This window comes from Catenovulum sp. 2E275 (assembly GCF_025515275.1).
Lineage (GTDB): Bacteria > Pseudomonadota > Gammaproteobacteria > Enterobacterales > Alteromonadaceae > Catenovulum.
The window spans coordinates 123,320-142,542 of the sequence record NZ_JAOPFU010000004.1 but is presented as its reverse complement, the minus strand read 5'-3'; the positions used below and the strand labels follow the sequence as shown (position 1 = coordinate 142,542).

At 38.8% G+C, this 19,223-nt stretch carries 18 protein-coding genes; 6 read left to right on the top strand and 12 right to left on the bottom strand.

Annotated features, from left to right (window positions below):
* Window positions 1–5: 5 nt before the first annotated feature.
* Entirely contained in the window at window positions 6–1,175 is a 1,170-nt protein-coding gene (locus N7931_RS04065) for an MFS transporter (protein ID WP_262792119.1), read from the top strand.
* A 9-nt stretch (window positions 1,176–1,184) separates the two neighbouring features.
* On the opposite strand, the gene N7931_RS04060 is transcribed toward N7931_RS04065, so the two are convergent.
* The 3 genes from N7931_RS04060 to N7931_RS04050 form a co-directional block, all read right to left on the bottom strand.
* Complete coding sequence (locus N7931_RS04060; RefSeq protein ID WP_262792118.1) at window positions 1,185–1,616, bottom strand: BLUF domain-containing protein; 432 nt, start codon at window positions 1,614–1,616, stop codon at window positions 1,185–1,187.
* Between the two features lie 62 nt (window positions 1,617–1,678).
* Window positions 1,679–2,269 (bottom strand): 5'-deoxynucleotidase, encoded by a 591-nt coding sequence (gene yfbR, locus N7931_RS04055; protein WP_262792117.1) that lies wholly within the window; start codon window positions 2,267–2,269, stop codon window positions 1,679–1,681.
* A gap of 23 nt (window positions 2,270–2,292) precedes the next feature.
* The gene (locus tag N7931_RS04050) at window positions 2,293–3,507 is read right to left on the bottom strand and encodes a pyridoxal phosphate-dependent aminotransferase (RefSeq protein ID WP_262792115.1); all 1,215 of its coding nucleotides are present in this window, start codon (window positions 3,505–3,507) and stop codon (window positions 2,293–2,295) included.
* A gap of 295 nt (window positions 3,508–3,802) precedes the next feature.
* Between N7931_RS04050 and N7931_RS04045 the strand changes: the two genes are divergently transcribed.
* Window positions 3,803–4,327: a hypothetical protein gene (locus N7931_RS04045; RefSeq protein WP_262792113.1), complete on the top strand. Its 525-nt coding sequence runs from the start codon at window positions 3,803–3,805 to the stop codon at window positions 4,325–4,327.
* Window positions 4,328–4,352: 25 nt separating this feature from the next.
* On the top strand, window positions 4,353–5,144 hold the full coding sequence (locus N7931_RS04040; RefSeq protein ID WP_262792111.1) for a DUF2189 domain-containing protein: 792 nt from the start codon (window positions 4,353–4,355) through the stop codon (window positions 5,142–5,144).
* 94 nt (window positions 5,145–5,238) lie between these two features.
* Here the strand turns inward: N7931_RS04040 and N7931_RS04035 are convergent, their stop codons facing one another.
* The 8 genes from N7931_RS04035 to N7931_RS04000 form a co-directional block, all read right to left on the bottom strand.
* Entirely contained in the window at window positions 5,239–5,538 is a 300-nt protein-coding gene (locus tag N7931_RS04035; RefSeq protein ID WP_262792110.1) for a YciI family protein, read from the bottom strand.
* Complete coding sequence (locus tag N7931_RS04030) at window positions 5,538–6,095, bottom strand: septation protein A (RefSeq protein ID WP_262792108.1); 558 nt, start codon at window positions 6,093–6,095, stop codon at window positions 5,538–5,540. Before N7931_RS04030 ends, N7931_RS04035 begins: the two co-directional genes overlap by 1 nt.
* Before the next feature lie 69 nt (window positions 6,096–6,164).
* Window positions 6,165–6,974: a tryptophan synthase subunit alpha gene (gene trpA, locus N7931_RS04025; RefSeq protein ID WP_262792107.1), complete on the bottom strand. Its 810-nt coding sequence runs from the start codon at window positions 6,972–6,974 to the stop codon at window positions 6,165–6,167.
* Window positions 6,967–8,160: a tryptophan synthase subunit beta gene (gene trpB / locus N7931_RS04020; RefSeq protein WP_262792106.1), complete on the bottom strand. Its 1,194-nt coding sequence runs from the start codon at window positions 8,158–8,160 to the stop codon at window positions 6,967–6,969. Before trpB ends, trpA begins: the two co-directional genes overlap by 8 nt.
* A 7-nt stretch (window positions 8,161–8,167) precedes the next feature.
* Window positions 8,168–9,538, bottom strand: a complete 1,371-nt coding sequence (trpCF, locus tag N7931_RS04015; protein WP_262792104.1) for a bifunctional indole-3-glycerol-phosphate synthase TrpC/phosphoribosylanthranilate isomerase TrpF — start codon at window positions 9,536–9,538, stop codon at window positions 8,168–8,170.
* A complete protein-coding gene (gene trpD, locus N7931_RS04010) occupies window positions 9,531–10,538 on the bottom strand; it encodes an anthranilate phosphoribosyltransferase (protein ID WP_262792102.1) in 1,008 nt (335 codons plus the stop codon). The genes trpCF and trpD overlap by 8 nt, the downstream gene beginning before the upstream one ends.
* A 14-nt stretch (window positions 10,539–10,552) precedes the next feature.
* Window positions 10,553–11,155, bottom strand: coding sequence for an aminodeoxychorismate/anthranilate synthase component II (locus N7931_RS04005; protein ID WP_262792101.1), 603 nt, complete (start codon window positions 11,153–11,155; stop codon window positions 10,553–10,555).
* A 2-nt stretch (window positions 11,156–11,157) separates the two neighbouring features.
* Window positions 11,158–12,693 carry an anthranilate synthase component 1 gene (locus tag N7931_RS04000; RefSeq protein ID WP_262792100.1) on the bottom strand — a complete coding sequence of 512 codons (1,536 nt, stop codon included), beginning with the start codon at window positions 12,691–12,693 and terminating at the stop codon, window positions 11,158–11,160.
* 470 nt (window positions 12,694–13,163) lie between these two features.
* Here N7931_RS04000 and N7931_RS03995 point away from each other — a divergent pair, with 470 nt between their 5' ends.
* Genes N7931_RS03995 through N7931_RS03985 form a run of 3 tightly spaced genes read left to right on the top strand, consistent with a single transcriptional unit; the run spans window position 13,164 to window position 15,494 of the window.
* Window positions 13,164–14,030: a PHP domain-containing protein gene (locus N7931_RS03995; RefSeq protein ID WP_262792099.1), complete on the top strand. Its 867-nt coding sequence runs from the start codon at window positions 13,164–13,166 to the stop codon at window positions 14,028–14,030.
* A 3-nt stretch (window positions 14,031–14,033) separates the two neighbouring features.
* Window positions 14,034–14,654, top strand: coding sequence for an L-threonylcarbamoyladenylate synthase (locus N7931_RS03990; RefSeq protein ID WP_262792098.1), 621 nt, complete (start codon window positions 14,034–14,036; stop codon window positions 14,652–14,654).
* Window positions 14,655–14,663: 9 nt separating this feature from the next.
* The gene (locus N7931_RS03985) at window positions 14,664–15,494 is read left to right on the top strand and encodes a segregation and condensation protein A (RefSeq protein ID WP_262792096.1); all 831 of its coding nucleotides are present in this window, start codon (window positions 14,664–14,666) and stop codon (window positions 15,492–15,494) included.
* Between the two features lie 283 nt (window positions 15,495–15,777).
* Here N7931_RS03985 and rne read toward each other — a convergent pair whose 3' ends face one another.
* On the bottom strand, window positions 15,778–18,942 hold the full coding sequence (gene rne / locus N7931_RS03980) for a ribonuclease E (protein WP_262792095.1): 3,165 nt from the start codon (window positions 18,940–18,942) through the stop codon (window positions 15,778–15,780).
* Between the last annotated feature and the right edge of the window lie 281 nt (window positions 18,943–19,223).

Below are 19,223 nucleotides of genomic sequence, written 5' to 3'. Positions count from 1 at the left end.
CCTGAATGCAGTCACTGATTAACTCAAATAAGGCGAGGTTATCGCAAGTTTATTTTGCCTACTTTACGATTTTGGGCATTATTTCAAATTATTTGGGGTTATATCTTCACAGCTTGTCATTACCGCCAAGTTTAATTGGGGTAGTGTTAGCTGTGATGACAGTCGGGCGAGTGGCTGGCCCGGGTATTTGGGCAAATCTTAAAATCTTCAAACATAGTCCTGAAAAAAACATTCAACTGGGTTGTTTGTTTGCATTACTCTCTTTTAGTCTCATTTTTTTATTTGGCCATCAACACTGGGTTTTATTAATTAGCCTGGGTGGTTTTGCCTTTTTTTGGTCTGCTGTCATGCCTCAGCTTGAGGCGATTACTCAGTTTATTTTAAAAGGCGATTCAACGGCTTATAGTTATGTCCGATTATGGGGAAGTGTCAGCTTTATTTGTTTAGTGGTGGTTGCTGGCTGGTTATTTGAAGTATTTGGCATAGTTAACAGTATTGAAGGGTTTACCCTTTTATTATTAGCTTTATTGCTGGCCTCTACTTTTAGATTGCCCAAAGTTAATCCAGTGGCTGATAATAAACAAACCCTGATTAAAATTAGAGATAAGCTAAAACAAAAGCCGATACAGGCATTTTTAATTTGTTCGTTTTTATTGCAAATGAGTTTTGCCGCTTATTATGGTTTTTTCTCTATTTACCTACAGTCGTTAGGTTATAACGGTTATCAGATTGGCATCATGATAGCGTTAGGGGTGATTGCTGAAATCGGTATTTTTTTAGTCTCTGGCAAAATTTTAAATCGTTTCTCTTTACGTAGTTTATTTATTTTTTGTTTGGCCATTACCGCTTTACGCTGGTTTGCTTTAGGACTATTTGGCGAACACTTGATTGTTTTACTCTTAATTCAATTAATTCATGCATTTAGCTATGGCTTGTACCATGTTTCTTCGCAAAAATTTATCCATAATGAATTTCCGGATCAGGCTCAGGCAAAAGGGCAGGCTTTATATTTATCATTTTCATTTGGGGTTGGCGGTGCAGTTGGTAACTTTGTTTCTGGATATAGCTGGCAATATGTTCAGCAGCAAACGTATTTATTATCAGGGACTTTTGTTTTTATCTCTGTGCTCATCGCTTTATGCTGGTTAAAACCGGCGAAACCTCGGGCTAATTAAAACCGCTAGCTACATCATCTTATCCAGTTTTAGATCGCTCAGATTTGAATAGCTTATTAACAACCTGCGTAATGCATCTTTATTTTTAGTTAACTCATTGTCGCGCCAGTGAGTTAAATGCTGAAAACCGGGATAATCCGCTGGTGGAGGTAGCTGTTTTAAGACCATATCCCAGTTGGTAAATTGCCTTTGAGGAGTTGTCCACTGACCAATTAAAGTGAGGTCATAATGGCGTTGATCTTGCGCAATGATTTGATATAACTCAGCAACAGCCTGATAAGGCCCTTCAATTAATTGAAAAAAGGTGTGGTTAGCATAAAGCAGCAAGCCCGTTATGCCTTTATTTTGATTATTTATCTGGCTAGTTGTTTGTAACTTGTTAAGCTCATTTTGGCTCATTGGTAAAGCCGCTTTGCTCCAATAAGCAATCTGGTAAATCAATTGGTACTCCGCATTCACTCATCTTGGTAGAGTTAATACGGAGTATGAAAGGAATTGGATCGTTATTCAGTTAATGCATCTAAAGTTAAGCTAAAACTGGGTAAAAATACATTTAAAAAATATTCAATCTCGGGCTGCGCCATTTTATCTAATGTTTGTTTTAATCTGTCTTTTGCTCGTTCAAATTCGTGATTACCAGCGTTAATTTCTTCTACCGTTTTAAGGTAAGCCGACAATACATCTGCCGCTTTTACAAATTTATATAGTTGATGATCATGTTCGTCTGAACAAACCAAAGGTCGGTAATAAGCCTGAAGTCGCTGGGGTAACATATCAACTAATTTTTGCTCAGCAATTTTTTCGATTTTTTTATATTCCTGAGCAATATCCTGATTAAAATATTTAACTGGGTTAGGTAAGTCGCCAGTTAAAACCTCCGGTGCATCGTGAAAAATCGCTAAAGTGGCAACCGCTTCAGGGTTGACCTGACCATCAAAATATTCGTTGTGAATAATGGCAAGTGCATGAGCTATCATGGCTACTTGCAATGAATGCTCTTGCACATTTTCTAGTTGAGTATTACGCATTAATGGCCAACGGTTAATCAGTTTCATTCTGGCCATGTAGGCAAAAAAATGACTTGCGTCAGACATATAAGCTCCTAAATTTATCCATATTATTGTTTGTAGCGGCTGAGGAATTTTTCTAGTTTATCCAGCGCTTCGTCTAAAATATCAATATGTGGTAAGGTGACGACTCTAAAGTGATCCGGTTTTTCCCAATTAAAACCTGTGCCATGAACCATCAGAATTTTTTCTTGACGTAAAAAGTCTAAAATAAATTTTTCATCACTTTGAATATTAAATTTATCCTGATCTAACTTAGGGAATAAATACATAGCGCCTCTGGGTTTTACACAAGTCACGCCATCAATTTGATTAATTCGCTGCCATGCAAACATGGTTTGTTCATATAAGCGACCACCCGGTACAATTAGCTGATTAATGCTTTGAAAGCCACCTAATGCAGTTTGAATTGCGTGTTGGCAAGGAACATTAGCACATAACCGCATTGAGGCGAGCATATCCAAACCCTCAATATAGGATTCTGCAATGGCTTTATTGCCGCTTAATACCATCCAGCCGGCTCTAAAACCTGCAATTCGGTAGTTTTTTGACAGTCCGCTAAAGGTTACAAAAAATACGTCATCTGCTAAGCTAGCCGTTGGCACATGAGTCGCATCGTTATATAAAATTTTATCGTAAATTTCATCACTGAAAACAATCAGGTTATGCTTGCGTGCCAATGCAATTATTTGTTTTAAAGTTTGCTGCGAATAAACGGCGCCTGTTGGGTTATTTGGATTAATAATCACAATGGCTTTGGTTTTTTCAGTTATTTTGGATTCCATATCCGCAATATCAGGATTCCAGTCATTTTCCTCATCACATAAGTAATGAACCGGTTTACCGCCCGATAAGGCAACGGCAGCCGTCCACAGCGGGTAATCAGGGCTGGGTAATAATACCTCATCAGATTGATTTAATAACCCGTTCATTGCCATTAAGATCAGCTCACTAACACCATTACCGACATAGATGTCTTCAACATCAACGCCAGTGATATCTTTTTGCTGATAATATTGCATGATCGCTACTCTGGCTGAATAAATCCCTTTTGAGTCGCAATAACCTTGGGCTGTCGGTAAATTACGGATGACATCTTTAAGAATGTCGTCTGGGGCTTCAAATCCAAATGGGGCAGGGTTACCAATATTTAATTTTAATACTCTGTGTCCATCTTCTTCTAAACGTTTTGCTTCTTTTAATACTGGACCACGAATATCGTAACAAACGTGTTGGAGTTTATTGGACTGCTTAATTGAAACCATGAATTAAAAATGACCTGAAATAATAATTTGAACCAGCAAGTTAACTTAACCAAAGCCTGTTGTGAAGCCTTGTTGAAAGAAATTTTATGTCAAATAGAAGCTGCTTAAAAAAACGACTTAAAAACGCCTTTAAAGTTAAAAAAACTTTAACCTTATGTTGCGCGTTAGCAATTCTAGTGTCTATAGTTAAATTAACTAAGGATACGTAATTAACCTAATACGGTAAGGAATTTTATTTCGCCTGATACTTTAAATATTACAAAGTTTCAGGTCTTAATTGTATTGAGGTGGCGTTATGTTACAGCTTCAGTATTTAGTCAATAACGATAGCGAAGGTAAAGTGCTTGACCATGACTTGGTTGAGTTGGGTATTCAAAGTGACAATATTCATTTTGTTGCCAATGATCAAAAAGTATTAACGCGCTCCGGTTTACATGCTGCATCCACCATTGAAGAAACCGATATGCTGCATTTAGGGATTAGGGGGGCTTTATTTGGGGTAATAACCTCAGTTGTCTTTTTTGTTTTATTGTTGGTATTTCGGCCAATAGATTGGCAGGCTTCAATCGTTAACTATTTAGCCGCATTTTTATTATTTACTGTATTGTTTTCATGGTTAGGAGGGGTTATTGGTTTACATTTTGAAAATTACAAAATCAGCCCTTTTCATCAACTGCTGAAACAGGGCAAGCTGGTCATGTTGGTTTATATTACCAATGAACAAGAGCAAATTGTGCGACGTGTTATGTCTAAAAAACATCCGGAAGCTCAATTTTTAGCAACACGCGAAGCAATTGATAACCCGTTTATGTCTGCTTAAACGGTAAATGAGTAGAGGAAATATTATGTCACATGCAATGAGAAAAGAGGAAAATGCGCTACATGATAATGAACTCGGTCGGGTCATACCTTGCAACGAGTTAGACTGGGCTGATCCATTTAACTGGCTGAGGCTAGCTATGCTGGATTTAACTCGGGCGCCTTTAGTGACATTATTTTATGGGATTATTTTTATGTTAATTCCAATGGGAATCGTTTATTTAGTTTCTTTAACCGAAAATCATTTAGTGATTGCACCGGCGCTGGTGTGTTTTATGTTAGTAGGGCCATTTTTGGCGGCCGGATTATACGATGCCAGTTGGGAGTTTGGTAAAGGTCGTAAACCCAGTTTATGGCATAGCATAAAAGCCATACACAGAAACAGTGTTCACGAATGGGCATTTGCTGTGTTATTGCTGGTGATCATGATCTTTTGGCTCAGAATTGCTTCGTTAATTCATGCTTTTTATCCATCTTATATCTCGAATGATTATTCTGAGTTAATTCCATTTTTAGCTGTTGGGATGAGTGTTGGTGCACTGTTAGCTTTATTTGTATTTACGATTAGCGCATTTACTCAGCCAATTTTAATTGAAAGAAAAGTTGATTTAATGACCGCAGTTTTAAGCAGTATCAATGCGGTATGGTCTAACAAAGGGGTTATGTTGCTGTGGGCTGGTATTATATTTGTTGGCGTATTAATTGGCTTTTTAACTAACTTTATTGCATTTTTGGTGATTATGCCTTTATTAGGATTTGCCACTTGGCATGGTTATTTAGATACCATTACGACTAAACGCAAACGAAATTATATGTAATAGATGGCAACTTAAAGATAAATTAAAACAAAAGCATAAAAAGAAAAAGGCGATAAATTTTATCGCCTTTTTAATTTATATTTTTGATGTGCGATTAAGGTAATACTTTTTTAAATGGTTTTACTGAAACACTTTGATACACACCCGCTTCAATATATGGATCTGCATCTGCCCAACTTTGTGCGGCTTCTAAACTCTCAAACTCAGCAATCACGGTTGAGCCAGTAAACCCTGATTCACCCGGCTCTTCGCTGTCGATAGCTGGATTAGGACCTGCTACCAATAAACGGCCTTGCTCTTTTAGGTCAATTAAACGTGCTAAATGAGCTTCTCTTGCTTTTTTACGTAGCGGCAAACTATTAGCTACGTCTTGACTCACAATGGCATACCACATTATTTATTTTCCTCTTTTTCTTTAGTGCTTTCTTTTGGTAGGTAAGGGTATAAAAATACCATAGTTAAAATAGTAAAAACTAAAGTTAACCCCATTAAACCGAATAGTTTAAAGTTCACCCAAAAGTCCTGCGAAAAGTTATAGGCAATATAAAGATTTAATATCGCAAGCACTGCAAAAAATGCGCTCCATGCATACGATACTTTTGCCCAAACTTTAGCTGGTAATTCAATTTCTTTACCTAACATTTTTTCAATTGGGCTGATTTTAAATACAGCTTGGCTGATAAATAAACCAAGTGCAAAAATACCGTTTACAACGGTGACTTTCCATTTGATAAACTCATCGTTTTGAAAATAAATGGTTAAACCACCCATCACTAGTACAATTAAAAACAAAATCAGCTGCTTTTTAGGTAACTGTTTTTGTTTAACCCATTCATAAATTAAATGTAGGCCAGTGGTCGCAATTAATGCGGCGGTTGCCCAATAGATATCAACTGTTTTGTAAACAATAAAAAAAACAGCGATGTGAAGGTATTCAAATAAATTTTGCATAAATGACTCAATTCAATATTCAGACAACTCAGATACCAAAGGTTACCTTTGATATCTGAGTGCTTAGAATTAACGCTGAGTAGCCGCTTTCATTGATGAAATAAACTGGTTTAGTTGAGCAAGTAACTCGGACGGATTATCAAGGTTTTCTTCGATAATTTTAACGACCGCAGAACCACTAATTGCACCGTCTGCACCGCTTGTTATGGCGGCTTTTACATGCTCAGGTTTAGAAATACCAAAACCTAACAAACTTGGTGGTGCATTATACGATTTTAACGCATTGATAATGCTTTCAACTGGCATGCTAGCTTCGGTTTCTGTACCCGTTACCCCTGCGCGGCTTAATAAATAGGTATAACCTTGGCCAAGCTCTGCTACCTGTTTTAATTTTTCAGGTTTGCCATTTGGTGGCGCAATAAAAATTGGCGCAATACCATGCTTTTCAGCCGCTAAACAAAACGTTTTACTTTCGCGGGTTGGTACATCTGCAACTAATACTGAATCAATACCTATATCTGCACAGGTTTGATAAAAAGTATTTAATCCTTTGGCAAAAACAATATTGCTATAAAGCAATAAACCAATTGGAATATCAGCGTTGTATTCACGTACTTTTTTAAGAACCTCAAAACATTGTGGCGGGGTTACTTGGGCATCAATTGCTCTGATATTCGCTTTTTGAATGGTTGGACCATCGGCAACCGGATCTGAATAAGGAATACCTAGCTCTAACGCATCAGCACCAGCATCAATTAAGGTTTTAATAATTTCAAACGACAATTCAGGGTTTGGATCACCAATTGTAACAAAAGGAACAAATGCACCCTGATTTTTATCGTTTAATTTTGCAAAAAGCTGAGCGTAACGTTTACTCATAATGACCTCCAGCCTCTAATACACGGTGAACGTGGGTCAGGTCTTTATCACCACGGCCAGATAAATTAACTACAATAATCGTTTCTTCTGTCGCTGCTTCAGCAAGTTTAAGTGCATGGGCAAGCGCGTGGGAAGATTCTAATGCAGGAATAATCCCTTCACAGCGGCATAAACGTTGAAATGCTTCGAGTGCTTCGTCATCATTAGCTGCGACATATTCTGCGCGGCCAATATCGTGTAAATAAGCATGCTGAGGGCCTACACCCGGGTAATCTAAACCGGCAGAAACGGAATAAGATTCTTCGATTTGGCCGTGCTCATCCTGCATAATATAAGTGATTGCACCGTGTAAAATACCTTTAGTCCCTTTACAAATAGTCGCACCATGCTTAAGGCTAGATAAACCATGACCGCCGGGTTCAACACCAATTAATTTAACCGATTCTTCTTTAATAAAATCGTTAAACATACCAATTGCATTAGAGCCACCGCCAACACAGGCAACAACATAATCCGGTAATCTGCCTTCTGCTTTGACAATTTGCTCTTTTGCTTCTTCGCCAATCATTTTTTGAAATTCACGTACTACAGTTGGAAATGGATGCGGACCCGCTGCTGTACCTAATAAATAATGGCTGTCTTCGTAACTAGCAGCCCAGTCGCGTAATGCTTCGTTTACTGCATCTTTTAATGTGCCAGAGCCAGCATCAACCGGAATAACTTCTGCACCCATTAATTTCATTCTGAATACATTTGGTTGCTGACGTTCGCAATCTTTTGCGCCCATATAAATTTTGCACTCAAGCCCTAATAATGCGCATGCCAGAGCTGTGGCAACGCCATGTTGACCAGCACCTGTTTCGGCGATCACACGTTTTTTGCCCATACGTTTAGTTAATAACGCCTGACCTAAAACCTGATTGGTTTTATGCGCACCACCATGCAATAAATCTTCACGTTTTAAATAAATTTTTGCCAAAGGATTTGGTGAAAAATTTCGAGTTAATGTTAGTGGTGTAGGGCGACCTGCATATTCATTTAATAACTGCTGAAATTCTTGTTGGAACTCAGGATCGTTTTGCGATTTGATAAATTCTTGCTCTAATTGCTCCAAAGCCGGAACTAAAAGTTCAGGAACAAACATACCACCAAATTCGCCAAAATAGGCATCAAGATGTTGTGTCATAATTTCCTCAATATTGTTTTAATGCATTAAATGCGGCAGTTAATTTATTTGCTGATTTAATGCCGGGTTGGTCTTCAACCCCTGAATTTAAATCTAATCCAATTGCGCCTTGTCTGGCGGCTTGCTGGGCATTATCCGGTGTTAATCCGCCAGCCAGCATAAAGGGTATTTCTAATTTAAGTGCTTGGATACTTTGCCAGTCAAATGTTTGGCCAGTGCCGCCAGCAGCTTGTTTTGTACTAGAATCCAGTAGCCAACGATCAATTTTAGATAAATCCGGTAACGCAGAAAGTGTTGGGTTATGTGCTTTCCAAATTTTCACATTAGCAGGTAATTTAGGTTTTAATTTGTCGATATAAGCCTGATCTTCATCACCATGCAACTGAACTACAGCTAAATTTAACGCTTTAACTGTATCGGCGATGGTTAAAACCGGTGCATTAACAAACACCCCAACATAGTCAAGTGGCGCACCTTGTTGAACTGCTTGAGCCTGTTCTACAGTAACAAACCTAGGTGATTTTTCAGCAAAAATTAAACCACCATAAATCGCACCTGCGTCAAAAGCGGCTTTGGCATCTTGCGGGCGAGTTAAACCACAAACTTTGTTTTCGCCCACAATTAATTTTTTAACCGCTAATGGCAAATCAGTTTGCGCCATTAGCGAACTGCCTACTAAAAAGCCATCGGCATAATTACATAGCTCGGCAACGTGATCATGGGTATAAATGCCGGATTCTGAAATAATTAACCTATCATCTGGTATTTGTGGCGCTAACTCGCGGGTTGTCTGTAAGTTAGTTGATAAATCTCTTAGATCGCGATTATTTATCCCGATAATTTTGGCATTTAATGCGATAGCCCGCTCAAGCTCTTGCTGGTTGGATACTTCTGTTAAAATATCAAGTTGATATTCACCCGCCAAAGCGGCCAGCGTTTGATATTCTTCATCGCTTAATACCGACAGCATTAATAAAATTGCATCAGCATTATGGTAGCGAGCTAAATACACTTGATAAGGGTCAACAAAAAAGTCTTTACAGATACAAGGCTGATGCACATTAGCTCGAACATATTCGAGATATTTATGTTCACCCTGAAAATACTTTTTATCTGTTAATACTGAAATCCCCGAAGCATAAGGTAAATAAGCGTTAATCATTTCATCTAAATCAAATTGCTCACGAATTAAACCTTTGGACGGACTGGCTCTTTTACACTCTAAAATAAAGCCGGTTGACGCATTTTTAATCGCATTATATAAACTGCGATCTGAGACCGTTAATGTGTCTTTAAATTGTTCCAGCGGAAAATCCACTTTTTGCTGAGCGACTTCTTCGCGTTTATCAGCACAAATTTTTTCTAATACATTAGCCATTTGAATGTTCCACAAATAATTCTAAAGTTTTTAATGCTTTACCTGATTGCATCGCATCTAAAGCTAACTCTGCACCTTGTTTAAAGTTATCCGCAATACCTGCCATAACTAATAAAGCAGATACATTAATCGCCACTGCATTTAAATGAGCTGCTTTGCCTTTGCCTGATAACATATCGACACAAATAGTTTTATTTTGTTGCGGTGTGCCGCCTTTTATATCAAGTAATGTTGCTTGTTCTACCCCAAAGTCTGCGGGAGATAATGAATATTGTTTAATCTCACCATCAATCAGTTCAGCGACTAAGGTTGAACCGTGAATGGCTATTTCATCTAAACCTGAGCCATGCACAACCATAGCGCGTTTGGCATTAAGCGCCTGTAATGTTTTAGCCACAGGCAATAATAAATCGGGCGTATAAACCCCAAGTAATTGAATATCAGGTGCTGCTGGATTTGCTAAAGGTCCTAAAATATTAAAAATGGTGCGAGTTTTAAGCGCTTGGCGAACCGGCATTGCGTGTTTTACACCTGAGTGATATTGAGGTGCAAAAAAGAAACAAATTCCAGCCTTATCTAAACAGTTTCTGGCTTGCTCCGGACTTGGCGTTAAGTTAACGCCTAAGCCTTCAAGTAAGTCAGATGAGCCAGATTTACTTGAAACGCTGCGATTACCATGTTTGGTCATTTTTAAACCGCAAGCTGCTGCAACAATTGCGGCAGTGGTTGAAATATTAATGGTATCAGCACCATCACCACCTGTACCGCAGCTATCTGCAATTAAATAATCGGGTCTTGAAAAAGCCAGTGCGTTATCTCGCATGGCTTGCGCTGCGCCGGCGATTTCATCTGGCGTTTCGCCTTTTACTTTTAAGCCGGCTAACATTGCAGATAACATTAATGGGTCAACCTGACCTTGTACAACTTGGCTAAAAAAAGCCAAGCTTTCAGCTTTAGTTGAATTCTGACCATTAAATGTATTATTGATAAATTCTAACATGGGCTGTCCTTAAATTAGTTTGATTCGGTTAAAAACGTCAGGCTTTGGCGCAGCAATTTAGAACCATAAGTGGTCAAAATGCTTTCTGGATGAAATTGATAACCAAGCACTTTTTCTTGATCATTGACAACCGCCATTGGAATATCATTTACTTTTGCAATCACATCTAAAGAATCCGGGACTAAAGTTGCCATTAATGAGTGATAACGCGCAACAAAGAGTGGGTTAGATAAACCATCAAATACCTGATGCTCATTATGTTCAATTGGTGATGCTTTACCATGCACAATTTCACCCGAGCCACCAACATTGCCGCCATAAGCTTCAACAATTGCTTGATGGCCTAAACAAATGCCGATAATTGGAAAGTGCCCGCGAGCCATTTTAATTAGTTCTAACATGCAGCCAGCTTCTTTTGGGTTACCAGGACCTGGCGATAACATCAGCACAACTGAGTTTTTACAGGCTTGCATTTTATCAAAAATCAGTTGCGGATTAACATTGTTACGGTAAACCACAAGCTCATAACCAATAGATTTTAACTCATCCACTAAGTTGTAAGTAAATGAGTCAAAATTATCTAATAAAAAAACAGTGGTATTGGTTGGATTTGACATGATTAAGCCTCCTGCGATGCGATAATAGCGTTTAAAACAGCTTGTGCTTTACTGCGGGTTTCATCAGCCTCAGATTGAGGGACTGAGTCAAATACCACACCGGCTCCAGCCTGAACATGCGCGGTTCCGTTAGCAACAAAAGCTGAGCGGATCACAATACAGGTGTCCATATCACCGTCACTGGTTAAATAACCAACCGCACCGCCATAACTGCCGCGTCGTTTGTTTTCGGTCTGACGAATTAAATCTGCGGCTTTTACTTTAGGTGCACCAACTAAAGTTCCCATATTTAAACAGGCCTGATAAGCATGTAGCGCATCTAAATCGGCTCTCAACTGGCCTTTAACCCGAGAAACCAAATGCATTACAAAAGAATATCTGTCTACTTTTTGTAAATCGCAAACATAACGTGTGCCGGGCTCTGATACTCTGGCCACATCATTACGTGCTAAATCAACCAGCATCATGTGCTCCGCTAGTTCTTTTTTATCACTGCGTAGCTCTTGCTCAATACGAGCATCTAAATCTAAATTAATACTGCCATCATCGTTAAACCCTCGACGACGTGTACCGGCTATTGGGTAAATCTCAACCTCGTTAGACGCTTTGGTATATTTGACAGCAGATTCTGGAGATGCCCCAAATAACTCAAAGTGTTTATCTCGCATGTAAAACATATATGGGCTAGGGTTTTGTTTTTTGAGTTTACGGTAAGCAGCTACAGAATCTGGGCAGGGTAGGCTGAACGTTCTGGACGGAACCACCTGAAAAATATCACCCACGCGAATATGCTCTTTGAGTTTAACGACAGACTGACAAAATGTTTCATCACTGACATCGACTTTGATATCGTCTTGAGTTAAATAAGTGCAAATCGCTTCTTCATTATGCGCTTGTAATAAACCCAGTTGCTGTTGGTAATCTGCTAATACTTTATCTGCGTGTGTTTGTTCTGACTCACTAAAATTAAAATGAATTAGCTCACCAGTTTTATCTTGGTGATCGCTTATTAATAAAGTTTCAGCTAAATAAAATACATAATCTGGACAAGTATTTTCACCCTGACCAACCTGAGTTAATTCTTCAACCACACCAATTAAATCGTACCCAAAGACACCGCCTAAAAATAACGGGGTTTGATCTTGGGTGTTTAATGCTAACAGGCTACGCAATACTTGAAATGGATTCGCTGTTTTTAATCGCTCGTCCTCGGTTAAATCTTGAATAGGTTTTGGAAAAACAAAGCTGATTTGTTGAGGTTCTTGGGTGGTTAGGTAATGTTTTAAGGTTTGTTTTAGCTTGCTGAGTACGGCTTCACCGTTTTGATTTAACGCCAGTAAATCAACTTGCTGGCCATTACATTCAATTCTAATACAAGCATCTAACAATAAAATGCTTTTTAAATTGTCTTTACTGTCGATTTCAGCCGATTCTAATAACAGGCTATGGATATGATCTTTGGCTAAAGATGAATATACAGCCAGTGGATCGGCTATATATTGGGTGGTTACTTGGGTTGTTGTAAATTGTTTACTCATGTCAGGCTCTTAATATTAGCTAGCAAAATTCAAATTGGTTCGATTGAAAAAGTAAGTTTGGTTTTGCCATCGCCAACAACCTAAATTTTTAAACAATAAACTCACTGGTGTACTCTCTTTTATTTCTGATTTGAATTTTATTTGACTCTGTCGACTTCTATTTATCTGTTTTATTTTGTCTTCTGGTTTGCCGCAGTATTGTAACCTATCCAGAAAAGAAAAAAGCCCGCAAATGCGGGCTTTTTTGTATTTCTTTATCCAATAAATACAACTTACCCGCGTCGAGACGAAGGCCACCACCAAATGTGAGTTAAAGTTGTATAATTCATGTTCAATTCTCGCTGGATAAAATAATAGCTCTAATGAAACGCATATTTGTGTTAAAGTCAACTGTTTTTAAAAGTAACTGGCTTATTTTTATTCATTTAGCCAGTTAGATGACCTTAGATTTATTAAATGAGCTGCTTTAAATGAGATTTGATTTACATAGCCACACCAATTGTTCTGACGGCGAACTAAGCCCAGAGGAATTAGTATTACGGGCTGAAAATAAAGCAATTGATGTTTTAGCCATTACTGATCATGATACAGTCTCGGCGATCACCCCAGCAAAAGCCGCTATCAAAAAACATAAACTCAACCTAACTTTAATCGAAGGTGTTGAAATATCAACAAGTTGGCATGGTTTTGAGATCCATATTGTTGGTTTAAATATAGACAGCAACAATAGTTTATTACAGCAAAGACTGACTCAGCAAATTGCGACACGTAACTTACGAGCCGAAAAAATTGCAGGTAAACTGGCAGCGATAGGTTTTGAAAATTGTTTTGATGAAGTAAAAAAAATAGCCCAAGGGCAAAGCATTAGCCGAGTTCACTTTGCCAAATATTTACTCAGAGCAGGCCATGTCAGTCATATTCAACAAGCGTTTGATAAATATTTAGCTCGCCGTGCCAAAGCTTATGTGGCACCAATGTGGATTAGTATTGAAGAAGCGATTAATTGGATTCATCAAGCCGGCGGTGAAGCTGTGTTGGCTCATCCAACTCGTTACGATATGACCAATAAGTGGGTTAAAAAATTAATTGAAGAATTTAAGCTTGCAGGTGGCGATGCAATAGAAGCTGCTTTACCAAGGCAAAATAAAAATGAACTCATTCAATTGGTCAATTATGCGAATCAAGCTCAGTTGAAAGTATCACAAGGATCTGACTTTCACCGAGTTTCACCTTATACTGAATTAGGGAAAACTTTAGATTTGCCAGAAACTTGTGAGCCGGTATGGCGCAATTGGACACACCTTGAGCAAGTATCTGCAACCATAAATATGGAGTAAATAATGAGCCAGTTTTTTTATGTGCATCCGGAAAATCCACAAAAACGATTAATTCAACAAGCCTGTGAAATTATTAAACAAGGCGGTGTTGTGGTGTATCCGACAGATTCGGGGTATGCAATTGGTTGTCAGGTTGGTAATAAATCTGCCCTGGAGCGAATTTGTCGGATAAGACAGCTTGAGTTAGATCATGATTTTACTTTAGTGTGTAGTGAATTATCGGAACTTTCTACTTATGCCAGAGTAGAAAACCAAACTTTCAGAATGCTAAAAAATAGTGTGCCTGGGCCTTATACTTTTATTTTAAAAGCAACACGTGAAGCACCTAAGTTATTGCAAAATAAAAAGAAAAAAACAATTGGTTTACGAGTGCCTGATAATAAAATCACGTTAGATTTATTGGCTTGTTTAGCTGAACCTATTATGTCATCCACTTTAATTTTGCCGGGTAAAGAGTTTGCCGAAGCTGATCCGGAAGAAATCCGTGATGCACTTGAACATCAGGTTGATTTAATTATTCACGGCGGTAATTTATCCGAAACACCTACCAGTGTGATTGATATGTCAGAAGATGAAGTTGTGGTATTGCGTGAAGGCAATGGCGATATATCTGCTTTTGTTTAATGACAATTTATGAACCAAGCTAACCCTCAAATTCAAATCCAGCAGCAGTTACCCTTAGCTTATGTTAGGGGTGAAGCTGTTATTGAAAAACCTGAGGATTTGTTTATTCCACCCGAAGCGCTGGAAGTTATTTTAGAATCTTTTGAAGGGCCGCTTGATTTATTATTGTATTTAATTCGCCGCCAAAAATTTGATATTGCTGAATTACCGGTTCATCAAATTACTGAACAATATATGGAATATGTTGAGGTAATGAAAGATGTCAATTTGGAATTAGCGGCTGAATATTTAGTAATGGCGGCGATGTTAGCCGAAATTAAATCCAGAATTTTATTGCCCAAATTAAAAGTTGAAGAAGATGAAGAGGAAGATCCACGTGCAGCTTTAATTCGTCAGCTACAGGAATATGAAATTTTTAAAAGGGCGGCTGAGGGCATAGATAATTTACCTCGTAATGAAAGAGACTTTTTTTATGCTCCGGTTGCTGTAGCCGAAAATTGCAAACCGGTTATTATTCAACCCGAAGTTGAACTTAAAGAACTGGCGCTGGCTTTTGCGTCTGTTTTAAAGCGCGCAGATAACTTTCAACATCATCATATTACCCCTGAGGTATTATCTACCAGAGCCAGAATGAGTGCTATTTTGGATTATCTGGACAGCATTGATGCTAATCAATACATTCCTTTTGCTGACTTTTTTGAGGTAACAGAAGGGAAGTCTGGCGTGGTCGTTACTTTTTTAGCAATTATGGAATTAGTTAAAGAGAAACTAATCACATTGGTTCAAAATCAAGTGTTTAGCGATATTCATATTCGTAAATCTTTAGCAAGTATTGAATAGCTTTATTTCTATTTTTTCCCATCCTTATCCAGCTCTGACTCGTCTCTTTCTTTAACTTTAATATTTTGATTAATCAAAGCCAGAATCAGCAATAGCGCAACCGTCATGGGTTGTTAGTTGAGCAATTACTTTTATGTTTTTAGATCGGGTTATAGCTTATAAATTTAAACAAGCATTAAAACAAGTAATGTGATCGGTAGGTAGGGGATTTAAGCGAAAGAGAAATGTCAAATAAGCAGCCTGATGATGGTCAGGCTGCTTATAATTTAGTTTTACTACTATACTATCTTGCGTCAGTCGCGGGTGAAGCGCTGCGAGCCGTTGCTGCGTTTGCACCACCATATTTACCTGACTTAATAACTACACTACGTAATTCAGCCGGAATAGACTCAATCACTAATGCCTGTTCGACATTAATTTGTGCCGGTGTAGTTTGGGTCATTGGTGCACTGGCAAATCCACTGACCTGATGTTTTTTCACGTTAAGTGATTTTACAGCTTCAGTGATTTCTGGCGTTTCAGCTTGCGCTACAGTTTCAGTTTTTGTTTCACTGTCCTGAGGCTTAGCTGCTTGCTCTTCCACCTGTTCAGCCGTTTCACTTACTACGACTTCCTCAATCACTGTTTCAGCTTGTGGTTCTACTTTAGCCTCTACTGGTTGAGCAATTTCGGTAGGGTTAACTTGCGGCTCTATTTCAGCTGCCGCCGCTGCTGGAATATCTACCTCTTCATCCAGTGGTAAACTATGCTGCATTTGTTCACTGGCTTTTGCCGGTTGTATCGTTTCTGCCGCAGCGGTTTCTGGCTGGGCTGTTGTATCCGACTCTTCTGGATAACGGCTTTGAACAGGATCTTCAGTAATTTCAGCATGCTGCATTACTTCAAACTCAAGCTCGTTTTGTTGCTCTGTTTTTTTGTAATAAGCATCATAATTAGCCGTTTCACCATTACCTTGTTCGTTTTGGTTACGGCGACGACGTTGGCTATTTGCTCTTAAATGACGCGTACCACGACGTTGACGGTTTTTAGCATCACCTTTTGGTGGCTCATGCAATTCAAGCTGAAGTTCAGGCTCAGCATCTGTCAGTTGTTCAACAACTTCCTGATGATTAACTTCCGTCACTTTTTCTGGTTCAGAAGTATAGTGCGTAATTGCTTGTGTTACTTCATGTACCTGATTGGTTACAGCTTCATCCTGTTTTTCAACTGGTGTTACTGGTGCTGAATCTGTTTTTACTGCTTCCGCTTCAACCGACTTAACTTGTGGTTTAGGCTGGACTGAAGCTTCAGGTACAGCCTCTTTTGCCACTTCGTTGACTGCTTGGTTAACAGCCTGCGTTTGTGGTTTTTCTGATTCTTTAGCTTGAACCTGTGTATTTTGAGCTTGTTCAGGCTGTGTATTTTTATCAACTCTGACTTTACGTCTTTGCTGACGGCGAGCTCTGCGCTCTTTTACTCTTTCTTCCTGAACCTCGTTTTGCTGCCCTTGCTCTTTATTATTAGGGCGGTTTTTACGAGGATTACTCTTATTATTACGGTTTGGTTTTTGCGATTTATTATCCGCTAACTCATTTTGATCTGCATCTTGCGAGCGTGAATCTTTATTCGCTTGATTACCAGGCGTACGTTTATTATTACGCTTGTTCGAACGAGGTTTATTGCGGTTAGTTGATCTCGAACGGTTAGGCGCCGGTTTTCTTTGGGTATTTTCTTCTTTTTTGGCCGTTTCATCAGAGCCTGCAAATAAAGATTTAACCCAGCCAAATAATCGGCTTAATAAACCAGGTTTTGCTGGTTCTGCTTTAATCTGAACCTGCGGCTTTTCTGCTACCGTTGGAGCAGGGGCACTTGGCGCTGCAAATCCTTTTAAAGCTGGTTCTTCTTTTTTCTCCAAAGGTTTAATTGAAGGAGAAATTGGAATAGTCATATCTTCTTCTGGTTTTGAGATCAGTTTGTAACTTAACTCATCACCTGAATCATCAATTTTGACACGTGAGACTTCATAGTTTGGGGTATCCAAATGTGGATTGGGTACAACAACTACTCTAACATCATGGCCTTTTTCGATAAAACGGACTGCACCACGTTTTTCGTTTAACAAATAAGTAGCAACTTCAACCGGAACCTGAGCCTGTACTTGAACTGTATTCTCTTTAATTGCTTCTTCTTCTAATAAACGAAGAATAGAAAGCGCTAATGATTCTGTTGAACGAACAACCCCTGTACCTTGACAGCGAGGACAGCTCATATTTGAACTCTCACCCAAAGAAGGGCGCAGACGCTGGCGCGACATTTCCATTAAACCAAAACGGGAAATTCGTGCTAATTGGATTCTTGCACGGTCTGGACGAACCGCTTCACGTAATCGGTTTTCAACTTCTCGTTGGTTACGGGCAGGACCCATATCAATAAAGTCGATAACAACTAAGCCACCTAAGTCACGTAAACGTAATTGGCGAGCAATTTCATCTGCGGCTTCTAAGTTTGTATTAAGTGCGGTTTCTTCAATGTCGCCGCCTTTAGTTGCTTTAGACGAGTTGATATCAATTGAAGTTAAAGCTTCCGTTGGATCAATAACAATTGAGCCACCCGATGGTAAGCGAACTTCGCGTTTAAAAGCAGATTCAATTTGGCTTTCAATTTGGAAGTGAGTAAATAAAGGCACTTCACCCTGATATAACTTAACTCGGTTAACAAAATCAGGACGTACTAACGCGATATGCGATTTAGCATTTTCATAAACTTGTGGGTGATCAATTAAAATTTCACCAATATCTCGGCGTAAATAGTCACGAATAGCTCGAACTATCACATTACTTTCTTGATGAATTAAGAATGCACCAGAGCGTGAATTAGCAGCATTTTGGATAGATTCCCAATGCTTTAATAAAACATTTAAATCCCATTCCAACTCTTCAAACGCTTTACCAACACCAGCGGTACGTACAATTAAGCCCATACCATTAGGTAAAGATAATTTAGCAAGCGTTTCTTTTAATTGAGTGCGCTCATCACCTTCGATTCTGCGTGATATGCCGCCAGCTCTAGGATTGTTTGGCATTAAAACCAAATAGCTGCCCGCTAAACTGATAAAAGTAGTTAACGCCGCGCCTTTTTGGCCGCGTTCTTCTTTATCAATTTGAACGATAACTTCCTGACCCTCTTTAATAACATCTTTAATGTTAGGGCGGCCAGAGAATGTATAGCCATCAGGGAAGTAGCTTTTGGCAATTTCTTTAAGTGGTAAAAAGCCGTGTCTTTCTGCACCATAGTCGACAAAAGCTGCCTCTAAACTGGGTTCTACACGAGTAATTTTACCTTTATAAATATTTGCTTTTTTCTGCTCATGACCATGGCTTTCAATATCCAGATCATAAAGACGTTGCCCATCAACCAGAGCAACACGCAACTCTTCTTCTTGAGTTGCATTAATTAACATACGTTTCATATTGTTCTTTTCACCACAAATGAAACGCCATATCCAAGTTGGAAATACACGGTTTTCTGAACTAAGTCACTCTCCCGAGTCTCTTGGCTGTTTGACTTACAACTGCATAACAAGAGATTTTATGGATCACAAAAGCCGTTGCTTTTGGCTATCAACTATTGACTCATTGTTTGCTAAAAATTACCAACAACAGGAAAAAGGTCGTTGTTGTTTCATCTTTATTTTTGTTATGTCAAACTCATAACAGCAGGCAATCGGCCTTGCTGGTATACTTGTCAGTC

What these genes read in the sequence shown, in the direction of transcription:
- rne (WP_262792095.1), bottom strand. Translation starts at nt 18,942, where the DNA reads ATGAAACGTATGTTAATTAATGCAACTCAAGAAGAAGAGTTGCGTGTT.
- trpD (WP_262792102.1), bottom strand. Translation starts at nt 10,538, where the DNA reads ATGTTAGAATTTATCAATAATACATTTAATGGTCAGAATTCAACTAAA.
- N7931_RS04000 (WP_262792100.1), bottom strand. Translation starts at nt 12,693, where the DNA reads ATGAGTAAACAATTTACAACAACCCAAGTAACCACCCAATATATAGCC.
- N7931_RS03990 (WP_262792098.1), top strand. Translation starts at nt 14,034, where the DNA reads ATGAGCCAGTTTTTTTATGTGCATCCGGAAAATCCACAAAAACGATTA.
- N7931_RS04050 (WP_262792115.1), bottom strand. Translation starts at nt 3,507, where the DNA reads ATGGTTTCAATTAAGCAGTCCAATAAACTCCAACACGTTTGTTACGAT.
- trpB (WP_262792106.1), bottom strand. Translation starts at nt 8,160, where the DNA reads ATGACACAACATCTTGATGCCTATTTTGGCGAATTTGGTGGTATGTTT.
- trpCF (WP_262792104.1), bottom strand. Translation starts at nt 9,538, where the DNA reads ATGGCTAATGTATTAGAAAAAATTTGTGCTGATAAACGCGAAGAAGTC.
- N7931_RS04030 (WP_262792108.1), bottom strand. Translation starts at nt 6,095, where the DNA reads ATGCAAAATTTATTTGAATACCTTCACATCGCTGTTTTTTTTATTGTT.
- yfbR (WP_262792117.1), bottom strand. Translation starts at nt 2,269, where the DNA reads ATGTCTGACGCAAGTCATTTTTTTGCCTACATGGCCAGAATGAAACTG.
- N7931_RS03985 (WP_262792096.1), top strand. Translation starts at nt 14,664, where the DNA reads ATGAACCAAGCTAACCCTCAAATTCAAATCCAGCAGCAGTTACCCTTA.
- N7931_RS04065 (WP_262792119.1), top strand. Translation starts at nt 6, where the DNA reads ATGCAGTCACTGATTAACTCAAATAAGGCGAGGTTATCGCAAGTTTAT.
- N7931_RS04035 (WP_262792110.1), bottom strand. Translation starts at nt 5,538, where the DNA reads ATGTGGTATGCCATTGTGAGTCAAGACGTAGCTAATAGTTTGCCGCTA.
- N7931_RS04045 (WP_262792113.1), top strand. Translation starts at nt 3,803, where the DNA reads ATGTTACAGCTTCAGTATTTAGTCAATAACGATAGCGAAGGTAAAGTG.
- N7931_RS03995 (WP_262792099.1), top strand. Translation starts at nt 13,164, where the DNA reads ATGAGATTTGATTTACATAGCCACACCAATTGTTCTGACGGCGAACTA.
- N7931_RS04005 (WP_262792101.1), bottom strand. Translation starts at nt 11,155, where the DNA reads ATGTCAAATCCAACCAATACCACTGTTTTTTTATTAGATAATTTTGAC.
- trpA (WP_262792107.1), bottom strand. Translation starts at nt 6,974, where the DNA reads ATGAGTAAACGTTACGCTCAGCTTTTTGCAAAATTAAACGATAAAAAT.
- N7931_RS04040 (WP_262792111.1), top strand. Translation starts at nt 4,353, where the DNA reads ATGTCACATGCAATGAGAAAAGAGGAAAATGCGCTACATGATAATGAA.